Genomic DNA, 19,166 nt, shown 5'->3' on the forward strand with positions numbered 1-19,166 from the left:
AATGGAAACCCTGTCTTTTGAATTTCCTGCCGGCCAGCCACCCAAAGGCCGTGCACTGGTGGGCGTTGTGGGCTCCGGTGATCTGGAGGTACTGCTGCAGCCCGGCCAGCCGGGCACCCTGTCGATTCAGGTGGTGACATCGGTCAATGGTGCCTCGCTGCGCTGGAAACACCTGTTCGAGCGTATGTTCGACGGCCAGACCCCACCGGCTTTGAGTATCGATATTCATGACTTCGGTGCGACGCCCGGCGTCGTGCGCTTGCGTCTGGAGCAGGGTTTCGAGGAGATCGGCCATGACTGATACCGCACGCTTGCTGAGCCAGCACAGCTTCATCGAGCTCGGTGCCCGCCAGCGTGCCCGCGCCTTGCTGGATGCTGGCAGCTTCCGGGAATTGCTCGGCCCGTTCGACCGTGTCATGTCGCCCTGGCTGGCCCGGCAAGGTGTTGTGCCTCAGGCCGACGATGGTGTGGTAGTCGCCAAGGGCACTGTCGATGGACTGCCGGTAGTCATCGCGGCCATTGAAGGTTCCTTTCAGGGCGGTAGCATGGGCGAGGTCGGTGGCGCGAAAATGGCGGGTGCCCTGGAGCTGGCTGCCGAAGACAACCGCAACGGCGTTCCCACTGCGGCAATCGTGCTGCTGGAAACCGGTGGTGTGCGCTTGCAGGAAGCCAATCTGGGGCTGGCGGCGATTGCCGAGATTCATGCCGCGATGGTCGATCTGCGTCAGTACCAGCCGGTCATCGGCGTGGTGGCGGGCAGTGTCGGTTGTTTTGGCGGGATGTCCATTGCTGCCGGGCTGTGCAGCTATCTGTTGGTGACTCAGGAAGCCCGTCTTGGTCTGAATGGTCCGCAGGTGATCGAGCAGGAAGCCGGCATCGAAGAATACGACTCCCGCGACCGTCCGTTTATCTGGAGCCTGACCGGTGGCGAACAGCGCTTTGCCAGCGATCTGGTGGACGGTTTTGCCGCAGACGATGTGGCCGATGTCAGGCAGCAGGTCAGCGGCTGGCTCAAACAGGGCGTACCGGCAACGCATCGCAGTAGCCAGTACGCGTTGTTCCTGCAACGCCTGGCGAGCCTCGACACCGAACCGCAAATCGATGCGCAAGGGGTACGCACCCTTTATCAAGGAGCCCGGTCATGAGCTATTCACAACGGGGGTTGAACTGGTTCAACGCACTGAGCGCAGGCGCGAGCGAAGTGAGCGGCCTGCCTGCCTCGCTGAAAGTGGCCGACGGGGTTCTGGGCGAGCAGCCGGTACGCTTTCTGGCAGTAGTTGCCGATACCGCCAACCGTTTTCCCCGGGCGCGTCAGGGCGAAGTGGGCCTGCTGGAAGGCTGGGGCCTGGCTAAGGCGGTGGATGACGCCATCGAAGAGGATCGCGATCGCGCCGCGAAACGCGCACTGATCGCTATTGTCGACGTGCCCAGTCAGGCCTACGGCCGTCGCGAGGAAGCGCTCGGCATTCACCAGGCGCTGGCCGGGGCAGTGGACAGCTACGCGCGAGCGCGCCTCGCCGGTCATCCGGTCATTGGCCTGCTGGTCGGCAAGGCAATGTCCGGTGCCTTCCTGGCCCATGGTTACCAGGCCAATCGGCTGATTGCGTTGCGTGATCCGGGTGTGATGGTGCATGCAATGGGCAAGGCTTCGGCTGCGCGTGTAACGCTGCGCAGTGTCGACGAGCTGGAAAAGCTGGCCGCCAGCATCCCGCCGATGGCCTACGATATCGACAGCTACGCCAGTCTGGGACTGCTGTGGGAAACCCTCTCGGTCAGCCAGATCGAACAGCCCGCTGCGGATGACCTGACCCAGGTTCGTAATGTACTGAGTAACGCGATCAACGATGTGCAGGCCGGCGGAGTGGACTTGAGCAGCCGTCTGGGCGCGAGCAACCGTGCGGCATCGGCCACTGTACGCCAGTTATTGCGGGCGCAATGGTGACTGACAGCGCCTTTGCAGCGCGGCCCCATGATTTGCTATGGGGCATGCCGTTGTCTTGCTTGCCGGACGACGCGCCCGCATGGGCGGTCGAGGCGGTGCTGGCCGGGCACCCTGTGGTCGTGCGTCGTCAGGCAGTGACGGCTGGTCAGGTGGCGGTGGGGTTGCGTGGCCGGGGGCGTGAGCAGCGCTATGCCGCGAACATGTCGCTGGCGGACGTCTACAGGCAAGTCAGCCCCGAGCAACTGGTCGCCTGCCCGACCGGGCACATTCAGGACTGGCCGGCGTTGCGGGCGCTGCGCCAGGTCCGTCCAGTCATGGATGCTTTGGAACGGGTCTGGGGCATCGGTGGCAGTGCCGGTTTCGAACTGGCCAGCGGTATCGCGGCGCTGAATCAGGACAGCGATCTGGACCTGATTCTGCGCACGCCCGAGCCGTTGAGTCGCCGTTGCGCAGCCGAACTGGTCGAAGCGCTGGAAACATCGGTCTGTCGAGTCGATGTCCAGCTACAACTTGATCACGGTGGCGTGGCACTGCGCGAATGGGCCCGACCAACGGGTCGGGTACTGCTCAAGACTTCCGAGGGCGCGCGGCTGGTTGCAGATCCGTGGCATCGGGTCGAGGTGTACGCATGAGCAGTCTATGGGTGTTTCCCGGCCAGGGCGCACAGCAGGCAGGCATGCTGCATCGGTTGCCGGACGATGCCGTTGCTCGCGATTGTCTGCAGGAAGCCGCCGACGCGCTGGGCGAAGACGTACTGGCACTGGACAGCGCTCAGGCGCTGCAATCGACCCGCGCCGTTCAGCTCTGTCTGCTGATCGCCGGTGTTGCCTGTGCCCGCGTGTTGCAAGTGCAGGACTGTGTGCCGGATTACTTGGCAGGACTGTCCATCGGTGCGTATCCGGCAGCGGTGATTGCGGGGGCGCTGGCCTTCGACGATGCGGTTCGGCTGGTCGCGTTGCGTGGCGAACTGATGCAGAACGCATGGCCGCAAGGCTACGGCATGACTGCGCTGATCGGCCTGGATCAGGCGCAGGTCGAGGCGCTGATCGGCCAGGTTCACAGCCCGGAGGCACCGGTTTTTCTCGCCAATATCAACGCCGACAATCAAATGGTGATATCAGGCAGCGCCGAGGCCATGCATAAGGTCGGTCAGTTGGCCAAGGCGTCTGGCGCTGCTGCGGTCAAGCGTCTGGCAGTCAGCGTGCCATCGCATTGCGCGCTGCTGGACGCGCCCGCGCATCAACTGGACGAGGCCTTTTCACAGGTTGCGCTTCAGGCTCCGAAGATACGTTACCTCAGTGGCAGCAGCGCGCGACTTGTGCCAAGTGCCGAGAAACTGCGCGACGACCTGGCCTTCAACATGTGCCGGGTCATCGACTGGCGTAGCACTGTGGAAACCGCCTGGGAGCGAGGCGTGCGCCTGCACATCGAATTGCCACCCGGTGCGGTGCTGACCGGGCTGGCGCGCAAGGTATTTCAGCAAGGAACGGCGCTGGCCTTTCAGGCCGCGCGTCTGGACAGCCTGGTCGCTCTATCGCGCGAGGAGGGCTGCCGCACCCTATAGAGCCGCCGTGCAGCTGCTACGAAGGACAAAAACAACAACTTCAGCAATGCAAACAGAGGAATAACAACAATGATTATCTACGGTGTTGCACTACTGGCTATCTGCACGCTTGCGGGCGTGATTCTCGGCGATATGCTCGGCGTTCTGCTGGGCGTGAAATCCAATGTAGGCGGGGTCGGGATCGCAATGATCCTGTTGATCTGCGCGCGTCTGTGGATGCAGAAACACGGCGGTATGACCAAGGACTGTGAAATGGGCGTCGGTTTCTGGGGCGCGCTGTACATACCGGTCGTGGTGGCGATGGCTGCGCAACAGAATGTCGTGACTGCGCTCAAGGGCGGGCCGGTCGCCGTGTTGGCCGCTGTCGGTTCGGTGGTGCTGTGTGCCTGCACCATCGCAGTGATCAGCCGCACCAACCGTGGCGAGCCTCTCCCCAAGGAAGAGCCGTTGCTGACGCCCGATGTCGCCCCGGCTGGAGGTCGCTGACATGTGGCCACTGATCGAGCAGGGACTTGAACACAACGGTCTGATCACCGCATTTGCCTTTGTCGGCATCATCATGTGGGTCTCGGTGGTGCTTTCCAGACGGCTGACGTTTGGCCGGGTACACGGCTCGGCCATCGCGATCGTCATCGGGCTGATTCTGGCCTGGGTGGGCGGGACCTTGACCGGAGGCCAGAAAGGTCTGGCCGATATGGCGTTGTTTTCCGGCATCGGCCTGATGGGCGGCGCGATGCTGCGTGACTTTGCCATCGTCGCCACCGCCTTTGAAGTTCAAGCCACCGAAGCGCGCAAGGCGGGGATGATCGGAGCCGTTGCCTTGCTGCTGGGCACCATTCTGCCGTTTATCGTCGGTGCAAGCATTGCCTGGACGTTTGGCTATCGTGACGCAATCAGCATGACCACTATCGGTGCCGGGGCGGTGACCTACATTGTCGGCCCGGTGACGGGGGCTGCATTGGGCGCTACTTCCGACGTCATGGCGTTATCGATTGCCACCGGCCTGATCAAGGCGATTCTGGTGATGGTCGGCACACCTGTAGCTGCACGCTGGATGGGGCTGGACAACCCGCGCTCGGCGATGGTCTTCGGCGGCCTGGCGGGTACCGTCAGCGGCGTTACCGCCGGGCTGGCCGCGACAGACCGGCGTCTGGTGCCCTATGGCGCGTTGACGGCCACTTTCCATACCGGGCTTGGTTGTCTGCTGGGGCCGTCGGTGTTGTATTTCATCGTGCGTGCTATCGTCGGCTAGGTCAGGTCGTCTGCTCCAGCAGACGATTCGCATACATCCGGCACTCGGCGAGCAGCGCCAGCAGGTTGGGGTCCCGCTCTCTGGACTTGAGAAAGACCATGCCGATGTGTTGCTGCATCCGGTATCGGCTCTGCAACGGAATCAGTCGCACGCGGTTCTCATAAACCGCGGCGATCCGTCCAGGCAGCAGTGCATAGCCAACGCCGGAGCTGACCATGCTCAGCAGGGTGAAGATGTCATTGACCTGCATCGCCACCTTGGGCTCGAACCCGGCCTGCTGAAATACGCGTATGCCATCGCGATGAGTTGCGAAGCCCTGTGTCAGGGTGATGAACGTCGCCTCGCGCAGGTCGGCCAGGTCTACTTCATGGTGCTCGGCAAATGGCGAGTCGGTGGGCACAGCCAGAAAGATATCGTCGGAGAACAGCGCCAGGTGCTCGCAGTCCGGGTCGTGGGTGCTTTCATCCAGCGACACCAGCATGGCGTCGACTTCCATGTTCTTGAGCTTGTAGAGCAGGTCCATGTTCGAGCCCAGAATCAGGTCGATATTCAGCTCGCTGCGGCGTATCTTCAAGCCCATGATCAGCTGTGGCACAGTCTTGACCGTCAGTGAATACAAGGCCCCGAGCCGGAACCGCGCCGCCGAAAAGCCCGCCGCCTGACGAGTCAGCTCCACCGTGGCGAGCACGTCCTGCACCAGCTTCTGTGCGCGCTCTTCCAGCACGTAGGCGCTTTCAAGCGGCGTGAGGTTGCGGCCTTCGTGCTTGAATAGCGGGCAGCGCAAGGCGCTTTCCAGCGAGTGGATGGCGCGGTGCACGCTGACGTTGCTGGTCTGCAACTCCTCCGCCGCCCGCGCCAGATTGCCGGTGCGCATGAAGGCCAGGAATATTTCCAGTTTCTTGAGCGTCAGTTCGTCATCGATCTGCATGTCGTGGCGCTTGTTATTTACGTGCGCTGATTGTGCACAACTCATGCGCGGATAGCTGCTTAAAATATCCGTCACTGACATGGATGTTGCACTTTGTTTCAATAACCCGGAGCCTCTGCACCAAGTGTTTTCGCCATAAGAGGGTAGTGAGCGGATGTACTACGGAGAAAAATTCAACGCCTGGTCTCATCTGGTCGGCGCGGTGCTTGCCGCCGTCGGCGCGATCTGGCTACTGGTGATGGCCAGCCTGCATGGCGACGTCTGGAAGGTCGTCAGTATCGCGATCTACGGCGCTTGCCTGGTCACGCTGTACAGCGTTTCCACGGTTTATCACAGCGTGAAGGGCCGTTCTAAATCGATCATGCAAAAGGTCGATCACTTTTCGATCTACTTGATGATTGCGGGCAGTTACACACCGTTCTGTCTGGTCACACTGCGCGGTGCATGGGGCTGGACCCTGTTCGGCATCGTCTGGGGGCTGGCGCTGATCGGCATTGTGCAGGAAATAAAACCCCGTTCCGAAGCGCGCATCATGTCCATCGTGATCTACGCCGTGATGGGCTGGATCGTTCTGGTGGCTGTCAAACCGCTGCTGGCTGCATTGGGGTTGGCGGGTTTCATCTGGCTGGCCGGTGGTGGCGTGCTGTATACCGTCGGCATCCTGTTCTTCGCCTACGACCAGATTCGCCACTTTCACGGCATTTGGCACCTGTTCGTCATTGGCGGCAGCTTGATGCACTTCGTGGCGATCTGCTTTTATGTGCTGTGAAAGTGGCCGCTGACGTCAGGCTTTCGTTGGGCTCGATTAGCATGACCACGCTCCAGCGTGGTCATGCAGTTCTGGACGCTCCCGCGCCTGCTCTTGAGCCTGCAATGTGGCGCAGATGACGCGGAGCGTGGGGACGATCATCTGCGATCAGAAATCGCCCCACAACTGCTGTGCCACGCTCAGTGCGACCACCGGCGCGGTTTCGGTGCGCAGAACGCGCGGGCCGAGGCGGGCAGCGTGGAAACCGGCGGCTTGCGCCTGATCGATTTCCGCATCGTTGAGGCCCCCTTCAGGACCAATCAGAAAGGCCAGGCTGGCTGGTTTGTCATGGCTGGTCAGCGGTTCGGCCACCGGGTGCAGAACCAGCTTCAAGTCGGCCTCGGTACGCTTGATCCACTCGGCCAGCGGCATCGGTGCATGAATCACCGGCACCACAGAGCGACCGCACTGTTCACAAGCGCTGATCGCGATCTGCTGCCAGTGCGCCTGGCGTTTCTCGGCGCGCTCGTCCTTGAGCCGCACTTCACAGCGTTCGCTGACGATCGGGGTGATTTCGCTAACGCCCAGCTCAGTGGCCTTCTGAATCGCCCAGTCCATCCGCTCGCCACGCGACAGCCCCTGACCCAGATGGACGCGCAGGGCTGACTCGACCTGCCCGGCAAAGCGCTCAGTCAGTTGCACATGCACGCGTTTCTTGCCGACATCGAGCAAGGTGCCGCGAAATTCCAGGCCCGAACCGTCGAACAGTTGCAGCGCGTCACCTTCGGTCATGCGCAGCACGCGGCTGATGTAGTGCGCCTGGGCCTCAGGCAGTTCGTGTTCGCCCAGGCTCAGCGGCGTCTCAGTGAAAAAGCGCGACAGTCTCATGGTGTGTCTCGGTTCCGGTGTTTGTTCTGTGATGGCCCTTTCGCGGACAAGCGAAGCGTCGCCCGGTCCGCTCCCACAGTAGGGCGGCGTTGTCCGCAAAGATGCTACACATGTGAGAGCGGACTTGTCCGCGAAGAAGTCAGTCGCGACGCCGCAAATTCCAGCCCCTAGCCCGGATCCCTGAAATCCGGATGAAAGTTCTCCCGCACCGCCACACTGATGCTGCTGCGCGTCGCGATATCAATACCTTCGGTGGCCACTTCTGCGAGAAAGTCGATCTGCTCCGGCGTAATCACATACGGCGGCAGGAAATACACCACGCTGCCCAGCGGCCGCAGCAATGCGCCACGCTCCAGCGCATGCTGGAAGACTTTCATGCCACGGCGTTCCTGCCACGGGTAGGCGATCTTGCCGGCTTTGTCCTGAACCATTTCGATAGCGATAGCCATGCCGGTCTGGCGCACTTCCGCGACGTGCGGATGATCCGCCAGATGCGCGGTGGCCGTTGCCATGCGCTGCGCCAGGGCCTTGTTGTTCTCGATGACGTTGTCCTGTTCGAAGATATCCAGCGTCGCCAGCGCAGCAGCACACGCCAGCGGATTGCCGGTGTAGCTGTGGGAGTGCAGAAACGCACGCAGCGTCGGGTAGTCATCGTAGAACGCGTCGTATACATCGTCTGTGGTCAGGCAGGCCGCCAGTGGCAGGTAGCCCCCGGTCAGCGCCTTGGACAGGCAGAGAAAATCCGGACGGATGCCAGCCTGCTCGCAGGCGAACATCGTCCCGGTACGGCCGAAGCCTACCGCGATTTCATCGTGGATCAGGTGCACGCCATAACGGTCGCAGGCCTCGCGCAGCAGCTTGAGGTAGACCGGGTGATACATGCGCATGCCGCCCGCGCCCTGAATCAGCGGTTCGACGATCACCGCCGCAACGCTGGCGTGGTGTTCCGCGAGGGTCTGCTCCATGGCCGCGAACATGTTGCGCGAATGCTCTTCCCAGCTCATGCCGTCCGGGCGGTGATAGCAATCGGGGCTTGGCACCTTGATGGTATCGAGCAGCAGCGCCTTGTAGGTTTCGGTAAACAGCGGCACATCACCCACCGACATCGCCGCCATCGTTTCGCCGTGGTAGCTGTTGGTCAGGGTGACAAAGCGCTTTTTGTCAGGCTGGCCGCGATTGAGCCAGTAGTGAAAGCTCATTTTGAGCGCGACTTCAATGCAGGAGGAACCGTTGTCGGCGTAGAAGCAGCGGGTCAGACCTTCAGGTGTAAGGCTGACCAGCCGTTCGGACAGCTCGATGACCGGTTGATGGCTGAAGCCGGCAAGTATCACGTGCTCGAGTTGATCGACCTGATCCTTGATGCGCTGGTTGATACGCGGGTTGGCGTGCCCGAAAACGTTGACCCACCAGGAGCTGACAGCATCCAGATAACGCTTGCCCTCGAAGTCTTCCAGCCATACGCCTTCGCCACGCTTGATCGGTATCAACGGCAGATTTTCGTGGTCTTTCATCTGGGTGCAGGGGTGCCACAGGACCTTCAGGTCACGTTGCATCCACTGGTCATTGAGGCCCATTTTCAATCTCCGGGTAGCGACTCGCTTGATGCGAGGACGAACAATCGCGCAAGCCTATGCAATGCCCGGCTGCGGGACAACCTTTGATGCAGTTTTAAAGGCCGATGGACATTGCTGGCGGCTATTTGATGGCTCGCGTATCCTGCGCAGCAAGTCGATGTGCCGGGCTGACTTGCCCAATCTTCCCTATGTTTTCTGGAGTTCGCCGAATGCTTTCTGGGTGGCTGCGCGCGTGTGCGCTGATCGTGGCGGGGTTGGTCAGCGTTTCTACGCTCGCCGATGAAAAACAACGAACCGCCATTGTCGTCGGCGGTGGGCTGGCAGGTCTGACTGCCGCCTACGAACTGCAAACCAAGGGGTGGCAGGTGACGCTGCTGGAGGCCAAATCCAGCCTGGGCGGCCGCTCCGGCCTGGCGACCAGCGAGTGGATCGGCAACACCAAGGCTCAGCCGGTGCTGAACCGCTACCTGGACAGCTTCAAGCTGCCTACCGTGCCGGCGCCTGAATTTGTGCGTACGCCCGGTTACCTGATCGACGGCGTATATTTCACCCAGGCTGACCTGGCCGTGAAGCAGCCCGCGACCGCTGAAGCCATCAAACGCTACAACGACACTCTGGACAACCTGGCCCGATCCGTCGATGACCCGGAAAACCCGGCATCCAACAGCACCCTGTTCGCGCTGGACCAGATCAACGTCGCCAACTGGCTGGACCGCCTGAGCCTGCCTGCCACGGCGCGGCAGTTGATCAACCAGCAGATTCGTACGCGCTATGACGAGCCTTCGCGCCTGTCGCTGCTGTACCTTGCCCAGCAATCGCGGGTGTATCGCTCGGTTGACGAGCGTGACTTGCGCGCTGCGCGCCTGCCCGGTGGCAGCGCGGTATTGACTCAGGCGTTCGTCAAGCAGCTCAAGACCATCAAGACCAACTCCCCGGTGACAGCCGTCATTCAGGAGAAAGACAAGGTCACGGTCAAAACCGGCGCAACCAGTTACACCGCTGATTATGTGGTCATGGCCGTGCCGTTGCGCTCGCTGGGCAAGATCCAGATGACACCTGCGCTCGACGCTCAGCACATGGGTGCCATTAAGAGCACCAACTACGGCTGGCGCGACCAGATCATGCTCAAGTTCAAGACCCCGGTCTGGGACAGCAAGGCGCGCATGTCCGGTGAAGTGTTCAGCAACACCGGTCTGGGCATGTTGTGGGTAGAGCCAGCGCTCAAAGGCGGCGCCAATGTGGTGATCAACCTGTCCGGCGACAACGCACGCATCATGCAGGCCTTCGGCGACAAGCAGATGGTCGATCAGGTATTGATCCGGCTGCATGCTTTTTATCCCGAAGCGCGCGGTGCGTACACCGGCTATGAAATCCGTCGTTACAGCGTCGACCCGTCCACTGGTGGCTCTTACCTGGCGTTCGGCCCTGGCCAGATCAGCAAATACTGGCGTCTGTGGGAGCGGCCGATTCTGCGCGTAGCGTTCGCTGGCGAGCACACTGACACCTTGTACCCTGGCACTCTGGAAGGTGCGCTGCGCAGTGGTCAGCGTGCGGCCGGTCAGGTGCAGGATCTGGCAGCGGGCAAATCGTTCGAACCGGTCAAGGTTGCACCGCCGAAAGCGCCGACGCCGGCTTCGCAGAAATCCGAAGGCAATTTTTTCAGTAACCTGTTCGGTGGTTCGTCCGACAAGCCGGCTGAGCCCGCCAAGCCTCAGGCTGACAAACCAGGCTTCTTCTCGCGTCTGTTTGGTGGTGCCGAAGAACCCGCACCGGCCCCTGCTCCGGTAGAAAAGGCCGCGGAACCGGCTCCAGCTCCAGCGCCTGTTGCCGCGCCAGCACCTGTGGTTGCGCCGGCTGTCCAGCCTGCCAGGCCGCCGGTAAAAGCCGAGCCCGCGAAGAAGCCCGCGACCAAGGCCGAACCTGCGAAAAAGCCGCAGAGCAAGGAAGCCGCCAAAAAAGAGGCTGCGAAGAAAGAGGCGGCCAAAAAAGAAGCGGCGAAAAAGGCCCAGACTAAACCGTCTCCGGCCAAAACACCTGCTGAAACAGCCCCCGCAGGCGTCAACAACTGACCCGGCGATAGCTGAATGAAAGGGACGCGGCTCATGGCCGCGTCCCTTTTTTTGTGCGCGTTGAATCCGTTCTCTCTATCCAGGCTGGCGTCAGTGGAGCGGATCATGCCGTTCATCGGTATCGAACGGCCGATGGTCAATGCAAAGTGTTACTGACGGCAAATTATCGAGATGCTGCCGCAGCGAGGACAGTCTGGTTTGCTGAAGAGCAGGTCAGGTGTTGGCAAAGCCAACAGAATCGACAGACGAAACGTCCATTGGACTCATCGTATTGTTTGATATGTCCAAGCAAAATTTTGCGCTTTCATTCGATAGATAAAAAGCTAGTCTGGTAACACTTCTGACAAGGTACTGGTAATGCAGCTACGTAACTCATCCTCTCGCTACGGTCTGGTCAGCATGGTGCTGCACTGGGGCGTGGCTGCTGTCGTGTTTGGCATGTTTGCGCTGGGGTTGTGGATGGTCGGGCTGGATTACTACGATACATGGCGCAAGGCCGGGCCTGATCTGCACAAGAGCATTGGCATCACCCTGTTTGCGATCATGTTGATCCGCGTGGTCTGGCGTCTGCTCAGCCCGCCACCGCCGCCGTTGACCAGCTACAGTAAGTTGACGCGCATCGGGGCTGCGTTCGGCCATCTGTTTTTGTATGTCGCTCTGTTTGCCGTGATGTTCGCCGGTTACCTCATTTCCACTGCCGACGGCGTGGGGATACCGGTATTCGGCCTGTTCGATGTGCCTGCGCTGGTTTCGGGCCTTCCTGATCAGGCAGAAACGGCTGGCTGGATTCACCTGTATCTGGCCTGGGTCATCGTGATATTCGCGGGGCTCCACGGTCTTGCAGCATTGAAACACCACTTCATCGATCGCGATGTGACCCTCAAGCGTATGCTGGGTCGTAATTGATTGTTCAACCAAAACGGGAATAAAAGCATGCTGAAGAAGTCTCTCGCCGCTCTGGCTCTGGGTACCGCACTGTTGTCTGCTGGCCAGGCCATGGCTGCCGACTACGTTATCGACAAGGAAGGTCAACACGCATTCGTTGACTTCAAGATCAGCCACCTGGGCTACAGCTTCATCCACGGTACGTTCAAGGACTGGGACGGCACGTTTAGCTTTGATGCTGCCAAGCCTGAGGCCAGCAAAATCAATGTCGAGCTGAAAACTGCCAGCCTGTTCACCAACCACGCCGAGCGCGACAAGCACATCGCCAGCAAGGATTTCCTGGACGTTGCCAAGTACCCGGAAGCCAAGTTTGTCTCCACCAGCGTCAAATCGACCGGCGAGAAAACGGCTGACGTGACCGGTGACCTGACCCTGCACGGCGTTACCAAGCCGATCGTGATCAAGGCAACCTTCAACGGCGAAGGCAAGGATCCGTGGGGCGGCTACCGTGCCGGTTTCAACGGTACTTCGACGCTGAACCTGAACGACTTCGGCATCAAAGGCCCAGGCCCGACATCGCAGACGCTGGACCTGGACATCACCTTCGAAGGCGTGCAGAAGAAGTAATTGCACGTTTGATCGACAGAACGCCGACCTTTGGGTCGGCGTTTTTATTGGTGCGATGAAACTTCCTGAGGTGACTATCGTGCCAATGCTCTGCGTTGGCATGCAGTTCGTAACGCTCTGCGTCGCAGATCGGCGCCGCGCCACCCGCTCAAGATCGGACGCGGAGCGTGGGAGCGATCATCGACACAACAAACGATACAACAAACAAAAACGCCCCGAGCAGGTCGGGGCGTTTTTAGTGTTGCGTGGCTGTCAGCTGTCGCGGTTGCGGGTCAGCAGGGCCGGTTTTTCACCGCGCGGGCGGCTTGGCAACTGGTCCAGTTGCTCGGCTGACGGGAAGCGGTCGATCTTTGATTCCTTGTGCACGATCTTTGGCTGAGGCTGGCCGTCGCGTGGTGCACGCACGGCTGGCTCCTGACCTTCACGCGGCAAGGGCTGATCGTCACGTGCCGGGCGACGACCACGAGGCTGGCCATCACGTGAGCGCGGTGCCGACGAACCCGAACCGTTGCGCTTTGGCGCGCCTGAGCCTGAGCCGTTGCGAGCGCCGCCCGCAGGTCGACCCTGATTGGCCGGACGAGCTGCGCCACCGGTAGCCGGTGCAGCACCAGGCGCGGCAGCCGGGCGACGACCACGGTTCTGCCCTTTGCCCTGGTAAGGACTGACGTAGTCAGCGCGATTGCCGAAGTTATCCACTTCGTCATCGCGGAACTCATCCGGGGCACGATCCGCCGTCGGACGCGGTATGGCAGGCTGCGATGCACGCTGTTCGCTGCGAGGCGTGCCCTCACGAGGTTTTTTTTCGCGTGGCTGCCGGGCAGGGCGTTCGCCGGTAGCGGCCGCAGCGGCGGGTTTTTCCTTGCCTTTGTCCTTGCCCTTGTCGCGACGACCACCGTTGTTCTTGTCGCCGGCAGGACGTGCACCACGGGAGTTGCGAACATCCGGACGCTCGCGCACTTCCGGCTTTTCAGCCTCGACGGCAGTGATGTCGAAGCCCATCAGGTCGCCGTCGGCGATTTTCTGTTTGGTCATGCGCTCAATGCTTTTGAGCAGCTTCTCTTCGTCCGGCGCAACCAGCGAAATGGCTTCGCCGGAACGACCGGCGCGGCCAGTACGGCCGATACGGTGAACATAGTCTTCGTCGACGTTGGGCAGCTCGAAGTTGACGACATGCGGCAACTGATCGATATCCAGGCCACGTGCCGCGATATCGGTCGCAACCATGATGCGTACATCACCCGCCTTGAAATCGGCCAGTGCCTTGGTGCGTGCGTTCTGGCTCTTGTTGCCGTGGATCGCGACCGCCGCAAGGCCGTGCTTGTCCAGGTACTCGGCCAGACGGTTGGCACCGTGCTTGGTGCGGGTGAAGACCAGTACCTGTTCCCAGGCACCGACAGTGATCAAATGCGCCAGCAGCGAACGCTTGTGGTTGGCTGGCAGGCGGAAAACCCGTTGCTCGATACGCTCGACCGTGGTGTTTGGCGGTGTGACTTCGATGCGCTCGGGGTTGTGCAGCAGCTTGCCAGCCAACGACGTGATGTCATTGGAGAAGGTGGCCGAGAACAGCAGGTTCTGACGCTTGGCAGGCAGGCGCGCGAGGACTTTCTTGACGTCATGCACGAAGCCCATGTCGAGCATCCGGTCTGCTTCATCGAGCACCAGGATTTCAACGTGGGACAGGTCGACGCTGCCTTGACCGGCCAGGTCAAGCAGGCGACCGGGGCAGGCCACCAATACGTCTACACCACGGGACATGGCCTGAACCTGCGGGTTCATGCCAACGCCGCCGAAGATGCAGGCGCTGACGAATTTCAGGTCGCGGGCATAGAGTTTGAAACTCTCATGCACTTGTGCGGCCAGTTCGCGGGTCGGGGTCAGGACCAGCACGCGTGGTTGGCGCGGGCCGTGACGCTGGGATTTGTCCGGAACACCGTTGGGAAACAGCCGCTCCAGGATAGGGAGGGCGAAACCGCCGGTTTTACCAGTACCGGTCTGTGCCGCAACCATCAGGTCGCGACCTTGTAACACGGCGGGAATGGCCCGCTGTTGCACGGGGGTAGGCTGGGTATAGCCCGCTGCCTCGATGGCGCGGACTAAAGCCTCGGAGAGACCGAGGGAAGCAAAGGACATGAGTAATCCTGTTCTGTTGGAGCTTAAGCTCAAGGGATGTCTTGCCTGGCGCGAATGGCGTGTAAAGACAACGCGATCCCGTCCGGTCCTGCCGGGTCTTCAGTGCATTCCGTGACGTCTGCGCTTGATGAAAATTGCGCTGTTGGCGTGAACGGGTGACGATTGCAAGACCGGGCGTCCGGGCGTAAGCCTGGCGGGAAGGCTGGAGTATAACAGAGCGAACGCAATACGCCGCTTTCCTGCTGCCCAACGGTGTATCGGGCCGCGATCTCCCGGGAATACCCGGCTGGATCGCGGTCCTGAGGCCGTTTTCAGCGCGGCAGTTGCAGGTTGTTCCACACGGCCAGGCTCGGCTCTGCCTGGTTCAGGGTGTAGAAATGCAGACCGGGGGCGCCGCCTTGCAGCAGTCGCTCACACATTTGCGTGATGACTTCTTCGCCAAACGCCTGAATGCTTTGCACGTCATCGCCATAGGCCTCCAGCTGCTTACGGATCCAGCGCGGGATTTCCGCACCGCACGCATCCGAGAAACGCGCCAGCTTGCTGTAATTGGTGATCGGCATGATGCCCGGCACGATCGGAATGCTTACGCCCATCTTCTCGACGCGCTCGACAAAGGTGAAGTAGCTGTCGGCGTTGAAGAAGTACTGAGTGATCGCGCTGTCGGCACCGGCATTGGCCTTGTTGACGAAGTGCTTCAGGTCGTCTTCGAAGTTGCGCGCCTGCGGGTGCATTTCCGGGTAGGCGGCCACTTCGATATGGAAATGGCTGCCGCTTTCCTGGCGAATGAAACTCACCAGGTCATTGGCATGGCGCAGCTCACCGCTGGCCATACCCATACCCGAAGGCAGGTCGCCGCGCAGGGCCACGATGCGTTTGATGCCCGCATCCTTGTAGTGCGTCAGCAAGCTGCGCAAGTCGTCCTTGCTGTCGCCTACACAAGACAAATGCGGCGCAGCAGGTACTTTGATCTCGTTTTCCAGCTGCAACACGGTATTGAGCGTGCGGTCGCGGGTCGAGCCACCGGCACCGTAGGTGCAGGAGAAAAAATCGGGGTTGTAGGTGGCTAGCTGACGAGCAACGGTCAGCAGCTTTTCATGTCCAGCGTCGGTCTTGGTAGGAAAAAACTCGAAGCTGAAGCGGCGTTCTTGAGACATGGGGGAGGAGACCTCCAGCTTTTAGCTGCAAGTTGCAAGCTGCAAGAGGGCTGTATGCCTGGCTCCGCAGTCTTACGCTTGCCGCTCACGGCTGTTTAGTAACGATAAAGAAACGAGCTTAAAGCCCAAGCTGCAAACAAGAAAAGCGCACTTGCTTGCAGCTTGAAACTTACCGCTTACAGCTATCAATCAATAGCGATAAGCGTGCGGCTTGAACGGACCGTCGACGGTCACACCGATGTAGTCGGCCTGGGTCTTGGTCAGCTTGGTTACCACGCCGCCGAAACCGCGGACCATTTCCAGGGCCACTTCTTCGTCGAGTTTCTTCGGCAGTACTTCAACGGTCAGACGCTCGGCTTTCTTGGCAGGAGCCAGGTCAGCGTACTTCTGATCGAACAGGAAGATCTGCGCCAGAACCTGGTTGGCGAACGAGCCGTCCATGATGCGGCTTGGGTGGCCAGTGGCGTTGCCCAGGTTGACCAGACGGCCTTCGGCCAGCAGGATCAGGTAGTCGTCGTTCTGTGCGTCGAACGCGCCAGGACCGGTGCGGTGGATCTTGTGCACCTGTGGCTTCACTTCTTCCCATGCCCAGTTCTTGCGCATGAAAGCGGTGTCGATTTCGTTGTCGAAGTGGCCGATGTTGCACACCACAGCGCGTTTTTTCAGCGCTTTGAGCATGTTCGCATCGCAGACGTTGACGTTGCCGGTGGTGGTCACGATCAGGTCGATCTTGCCCAGCAGCGCCTTGTCGATGCTTGCTTCGGTGCCGTCGTTTTCGCCGTCGATGAACGGGGAGACCAGCTCGAAACCGTCCATGCAGGCCTGCATGGCGCAGATCGGGTCGACTTCGGTCACTTTGACGATCATGCCTTCCTGACGCAGGGACTGGGCCGAGCCCTTGCCCACGTCACCGTAACCGATCACCAGCGCCTGCTTGCCGGACAGCAAGTGGTCGGTACCGCGTTTGATGGCGTCGTTCAGGCTGTGACGGCAGCCGTACTTGTTGTCGTTCTTGCTTTTGGTCACCGAGTCGTTGACGTTGATGGCCGGGATTTTCAGCTCGCCCTTGGCAAGCATGTCCAGCAGGCGATGCACGCCCGTGGTGGTCTCTTCGGTGACACCATGGATCTTATCCAGCATCGCCGGGTATTTCTTGTGGATGATCTCGGTCAGGTCGCCGCCGTCGTCGAGGATCATATTGGCGTCCCATGGCTGGCCATCCTTGAGGATGGTCTGCTCGATGCACCACTCGTATTCCTCTTCGGTTTCGCCTTTCCAGGCGAACACAGGAATGCCCGCAGCGGCGATGGCCGCAGCAGCCTGGTCCTGGGTGGAGAAGATGTTGCACGACGACCAGCGAACTTCGGCACCCAGCGCAACCAGGGTTTCGATCAGCACGGCGGTCTGAATGGTCATGTGGATGCAGCCGAGAATTTTCGCGCCTTTGAGCGGCTGCTCACCGGCGTACTTGCGGCGCAGGCCCATCAGGGCAGGCATTTCGGATTCGGCAATGATGGTTTCGCGACGACCCCAGGCAGCCAGTGAAATATCGGCAACCTTGTAGTCGTTGAATTCTGCGGGCGTGATTACAGCACTCATTGAGAGTCTCCATTCCATAAAAATGCGAATGGGCGCCGTTGTGCGTTTAAGGTTTGCCGGTCGGGATCGTCCTGGCAAACAACGCCCCATCCGAGCCTGACAGGGAAAACCTGCTGCAGCGCCCCTCGGACAGGTGGCGGGAACGGTATCAAGCGTAGATGACCGTTTTGAAACGTTTGGCAGTATAGCGGCGCTCGCGATTCTTCCCAAGGCTTTCTGTCGGTTTAAAGGCCACACAATTGCCATTGGCCTGTAATCGGGTCGATGCATAGTCGTTATGACGCAGGCATGGGCGCGGGCCGCTGGCTCTGCCATCATGCTGGTCTCTATCGGCCAGACGCTCAGGAATGACCATGAATTTCCACACCCGCAAGTGGGTAAAGCCCGAAGACCTCAACCCCAACGGCACGTTGTTCGGCGGTAGCCTGCTGCGCTGGATCGACGAAGAGGCTGCGATCTACGCGATTGTCCAGCTGGGTAATCAGCGGGTGGTGACCAAGTACATATCGGAAATCAATTTCGTCAGTGCGTCGCGTCAGGGCGACATCATCGAACTGGGCATCACCGCTACAGAATTCGGCCGCACCTCGATCACACTCAAGTGCCAGGTGCGCAACAAGATCACCCGCAAAAGCATTCTGACGGTCGAGAAGATCGTCTTCGTCAACCTCGACGAAGACGGCCAGCCCGTGCCGCATGGTCGTACTGAAATCCGCTATATAAAGGACCAGTTCGACGTAGACGATTGATGTTTCCAATCTCTTAAAACCGGGCGCAGAGCATGGGTACGATAGTTGAGATTATCGTTCCTCACGCTCCAGCGTGGGAATGCCTTGGGTGACGCTCTGCGTCACAAATCTGCGCCGCACTACACAGTCAGGATCGGACGCAGAGCGTCCAGAACGGCATGCCGCCGCGGAGCGTCGCACGATGGTTCAGATTACTCACGCTCCGTGGTAATGCCGTTCACAACGCTCCGCGTCTTCCATGCCGCTGGGTTCAGCCCTTCGCCTGCAACGCCCGCAACCACGACAACCCTTCGCTGGTGTCGCCTTTGGGGCGGTATTCGCAGCCAACCCAGCCTGTGTAGCCCAGTTCGTCAATAACGTCGAACAGGTGTTGGTAGTTCAGTTCGCCCAGATCCGGTTCATTACGATCCGGTACGCCTGCGATCTGGATATGCCCAATGCCTGCAAAATCCCGGCGCAGCTTGGTGGTCAGGTCGCCCTCGACGATCTGGCAGTGGTAGCAGTCGAACTGCACCTTCAGGTTGTCAGCGCCCACCAGCCTGCAGATTTCCTGTGCCTGATCCTGGCGGTTGAGGAAAAAGCCCGGCATGTCACGGGTGTTGATCGGCTCGATCAGGATGGTGACGCCTACAGACCTGGCCTGCTCAGCCGCGAACGCCAGGTTTTCCAGATAGACCGCCTGATGACGTTCACGCAGGCTTTCGCTCGGCAGTAGACCAGCCATGACATGCACGCGGTCATTGCCCAGCACCTGCGCATATTCCAGCGCCTGCTCGATACCGCTGCGAAACTCCGCTTCACGGCCCGGCAACGTGGCGATGCCTCGCTCGCACGCATCCCAGTCACCCGGCGGGGCATTGAACAGCGCCTGCACCAGACCGTTATCGCTCAGTCGCTGTTTGAGTTCCTGAGGGCTGTAGGCATAAGGGAACAGGTACTCGACCGCGCCGAAACCATCGGCAGCGGCTGCGGCGAAGCGCTCAAGAAAATCATGCTGCGGATACAGCATGCTGAGGTTGGCGGCAAAACGAGGCATGTTAACTCCAGTCTTCAA

General features: G+C 60.4%; 20 protein-coding genes and 1 riboswitch. Of the genes, 12 read left to right on the top strand and 8 right to left on the bottom strand.

Going from position 1 to position 19,166, the window contains the following annotated elements; all coding sequences use genetic code 11:
• Position 1 precedes the first annotated feature (1 nt).
• The 7 genes from MME58_RS01855 to madM all read left to right on the top strand — a co-directional run bounded on the left by MME58_RS01855 (position 2) and on the right by madM (position 4,758).
• The gene (locus MME58_RS01855; protein WP_054986811.1) at positions 2–301 is read left to right on the top strand and encodes a malonate decarboxylase subunit delta; all 300 of its coding nucleotides are present in this window, start codon (positions 2–4) and stop codon (positions 299–301) included.
• A complete protein-coding gene (locus tag MME58_RS01860) occupies positions 294–1,145 on the top strand; it encodes a biotin-independent malonate decarboxylase subunit beta (protein ID WP_054986810.1) in 852 nt (283 codons plus the stop codon). Before MME58_RS01855 ends, MME58_RS01860 begins: the two co-directional genes overlap by 8 nt.
• Positions 1,142–1,942 (top strand): biotin-independent malonate decarboxylase subunit gamma, encoded by an 801-nt coding sequence (mdcE, locus tag MME58_RS01865; protein WP_055004883.1) that lies wholly within the window; start codon positions 1,142–1,144, stop codon positions 1,940–1,942. The genes MME58_RS01860 and mdcE overlap by 4 nt, the downstream gene beginning before the upstream one ends.
• Positions 1,936–2,574 (top strand): malonate decarboxylase holo-ACP synthase, encoded by a 639-nt coding sequence (locus tag MME58_RS01870; RefSeq protein ID WP_054988398.1) that lies wholly within the window; start codon positions 1,936–1,938, stop codon positions 2,572–2,574. Before mdcE ends, MME58_RS01870 begins: the two co-directional genes overlap by 7 nt.
• On the top strand, positions 2,571–3,506 hold the full coding sequence (mdcH, locus tag MME58_RS01875) for a malonate decarboxylase subunit epsilon (protein ID WP_054988397.1): 936 nt from the start codon (positions 2,571–2,573) through the stop codon (positions 3,504–3,506). Before MME58_RS01870 ends, mdcH begins: the two co-directional genes overlap by 4 nt.
• 69 nt (positions 3,507–3,575) lie before the next feature.
• The gene (madL, locus tag MME58_RS01880; protein WP_054988396.1) at positions 3,576–3,992 is read left to right on the top strand and encodes a malonate transporter subunit MadL; all 417 of its coding nucleotides are present in this window, start codon (positions 3,576–3,578) and stop codon (positions 3,990–3,992) included.
• A gap of 1 nt (position 3,993) precedes the next feature.
• On the top strand, positions 3,994–4,758 hold the full coding sequence (gene madM / locus MME58_RS01885; RefSeq protein ID WP_054988395.1) for a malonate transporter subunit MadM: 765 nt from the start codon (positions 3,994–3,996) through the stop codon (positions 4,756–4,758).
• Position 4,759: 1 nt separating this feature from the next.
• On the opposite strand, the gene MME58_RS01890 is transcribed toward madM, so the two are convergent.
• Positions 4,760–5,686 (bottom strand): LysR family transcriptional regulator, encoded by a 927-nt coding sequence (locus MME58_RS01890; RefSeq protein WP_054988394.1) that lies wholly within the window; start codon positions 5,684–5,686, stop codon positions 4,760–4,762.
• A 154-nt stretch (positions 5,687–5,840) separates the two neighbouring features.
• On the opposite strand from MME58_RS01890, the gene trhA reads away from it, so the two are divergent.
• Positions 5,841–6,455: a PAQR family membrane homeostasis protein TrhA gene (gene trhA, locus MME58_RS01895; protein WP_054988393.1), complete on the top strand. Its 615-nt coding sequence runs from the start codon at positions 5,841–5,843 to the stop codon at positions 6,453–6,455.
• A 147-nt stretch (positions 6,456–6,602) separates the two neighbouring features.
• Here trhA and MME58_RS01900 read toward each other — a convergent pair whose 3' ends face one another.
• Both MME58_RS01900 and MME58_RS01905 read right to left on the bottom strand, forming a co-directional pair.
• Positions 6,603–7,322, bottom strand: coding sequence for a 16S rRNA (uracil(1498)-N(3))-methyltransferase (locus MME58_RS01900; protein WP_054988392.1), 720 nt, complete (start codon positions 7,320–7,322; stop codon positions 6,603–6,605).
• A gap of 167 nt (positions 7,323–7,489) precedes the next feature.
• Positions 7,490–8,896 carry an adenosylmethionine--8-amino-7-oxononanoate transaminase gene (locus tag MME58_RS01905; RefSeq protein WP_054988391.1) on the bottom strand — a complete coding sequence of 469 codons (1,407 nt, stop codon included), beginning with the start codon at positions 8,894–8,896 and terminating at the stop codon, positions 7,490–7,492.
• Positions 8,897–9,105: 209 nt separating this feature from the next.
• On the opposite strand from MME58_RS01905, the gene MME58_RS01910 reads away from it, so the two are divergent.
• The 3 genes from MME58_RS01910 to MME58_RS01920 all read left to right on the top strand — a co-directional run bounded on the left by MME58_RS01910 (position 9,106) and on the right by MME58_RS01920 (position 12,477).
• Positions 9,106–10,965: a flavin monoamine oxidase family protein gene (locus MME58_RS01910; RefSeq protein ID WP_055004882.1), complete on the top strand. Its 1,860-nt coding sequence runs from the start codon at positions 9,106–9,108 to the stop codon at positions 10,963–10,965.
• Positions 10,966–11,322: 357 nt separating this feature from the next.
• Positions 11,323–11,871, top strand: coding sequence for a cytochrome b (locus tag MME58_RS01915; protein WP_002551706.1), 549 nt, complete (start codon positions 11,323–11,325; stop codon positions 11,869–11,871).
• 27 nt (positions 11,872–11,898) lie between these two features.
• Positions 11,899–12,477 (top strand): YceI family protein, encoded by a 579-nt coding sequence (locus MME58_RS01920; RefSeq protein WP_054988389.1) that lies wholly within the window; start codon positions 11,899–11,901, stop codon positions 12,475–12,477.
• A gap of 252 nt (positions 12,478–12,729) precedes the next feature.
• On the opposite strand, the gene MME58_RS01925 is transcribed toward MME58_RS01920, so the two are convergent.
• From MME58_RS01925 to MME58_RS01940, 4 genes are all read right to left on the bottom strand, one after another.
• Positions 12,730–14,607, bottom strand: a complete 1,878-nt coding sequence (locus MME58_RS01925; protein ID WP_054988388.1) for an RNA helicase RhlE2 — start codon at positions 14,605–14,607, stop codon at positions 12,730–12,732.
• Between the two features lie 311 nt (positions 14,608–14,918).
• Positions 14,919–15,764: a methylenetetrahydrofolate reductase [NAD(P)H] gene (gene metF, locus MME58_RS01930; protein WP_054988387.1), complete on the bottom strand. Its 846-nt coding sequence runs from the start codon at positions 15,762–15,764 to the stop codon at positions 14,919–14,921.
• A gap of 189 nt (positions 15,765–15,953) precedes the next feature.
• Positions 15,954–17,363, bottom strand: coding sequence for an adenosylhomocysteinase (gene ahcY, locus MME58_RS01935; RefSeq protein ID WP_055004881.1), 1,410 nt, complete (start codon positions 17,361–17,363; stop codon positions 15,954–15,956).
• Between the two features lie 23 nt (positions 17,364–17,386).
• A riboswitch (S-adenosyl-L-homocysteine riboswitch) is annotated at positions 17,387–17,496 on the bottom strand.
• Positions 17,497–17,511: 15 nt separating this feature from the next.
• Positions 17,512–17,718: a hypothetical protein gene (locus MME58_RS01940; protein ID WP_054988385.1), complete on the bottom strand. Its 207-nt coding sequence runs from the start codon at positions 17,716–17,718 to the stop codon at positions 17,512–17,514.
• Here MME58_RS01940 and MME58_RS01945 point away from each other — a divergent pair.
• Positions 17,717–18,112: an acyl-CoA thioesterase gene (locus MME58_RS01945; protein ID WP_054988384.1), complete on the top strand. Its 396-nt coding sequence runs from the start codon at positions 17,717–17,719 to the stop codon at positions 18,110–18,112. The genes MME58_RS01940 and MME58_RS01945 overlap by 2 nt on opposite strands.
• Positions 18,113–18,362: 250 nt before the next feature.
• Here MME58_RS01945 and otnI read toward each other — a convergent pair whose 3' ends face one another.
• Positions 18,363–19,148, bottom strand: a complete 786-nt coding sequence (gene otnI, locus MME58_RS01950) for a 2-oxo-tetronate isomerase (RefSeq protein WP_055004880.1) — start codon at positions 19,146–19,148, stop codon at positions 18,363–18,365.
• Between the last annotated feature and the right edge of the window lie 18 nt (positions 19,149–19,166).

The organism is Pseudomonas syringae pv. tagetis (assembly GCF_022557255.1).
In the GTDB taxonomy this organism is placed as follows: Bacteria; Pseudomonadota; Gammaproteobacteria; order Pseudomonadales; family Pseudomonadaceae; genus Aquipseudomonas; species Aquipseudomonas caricapapayae.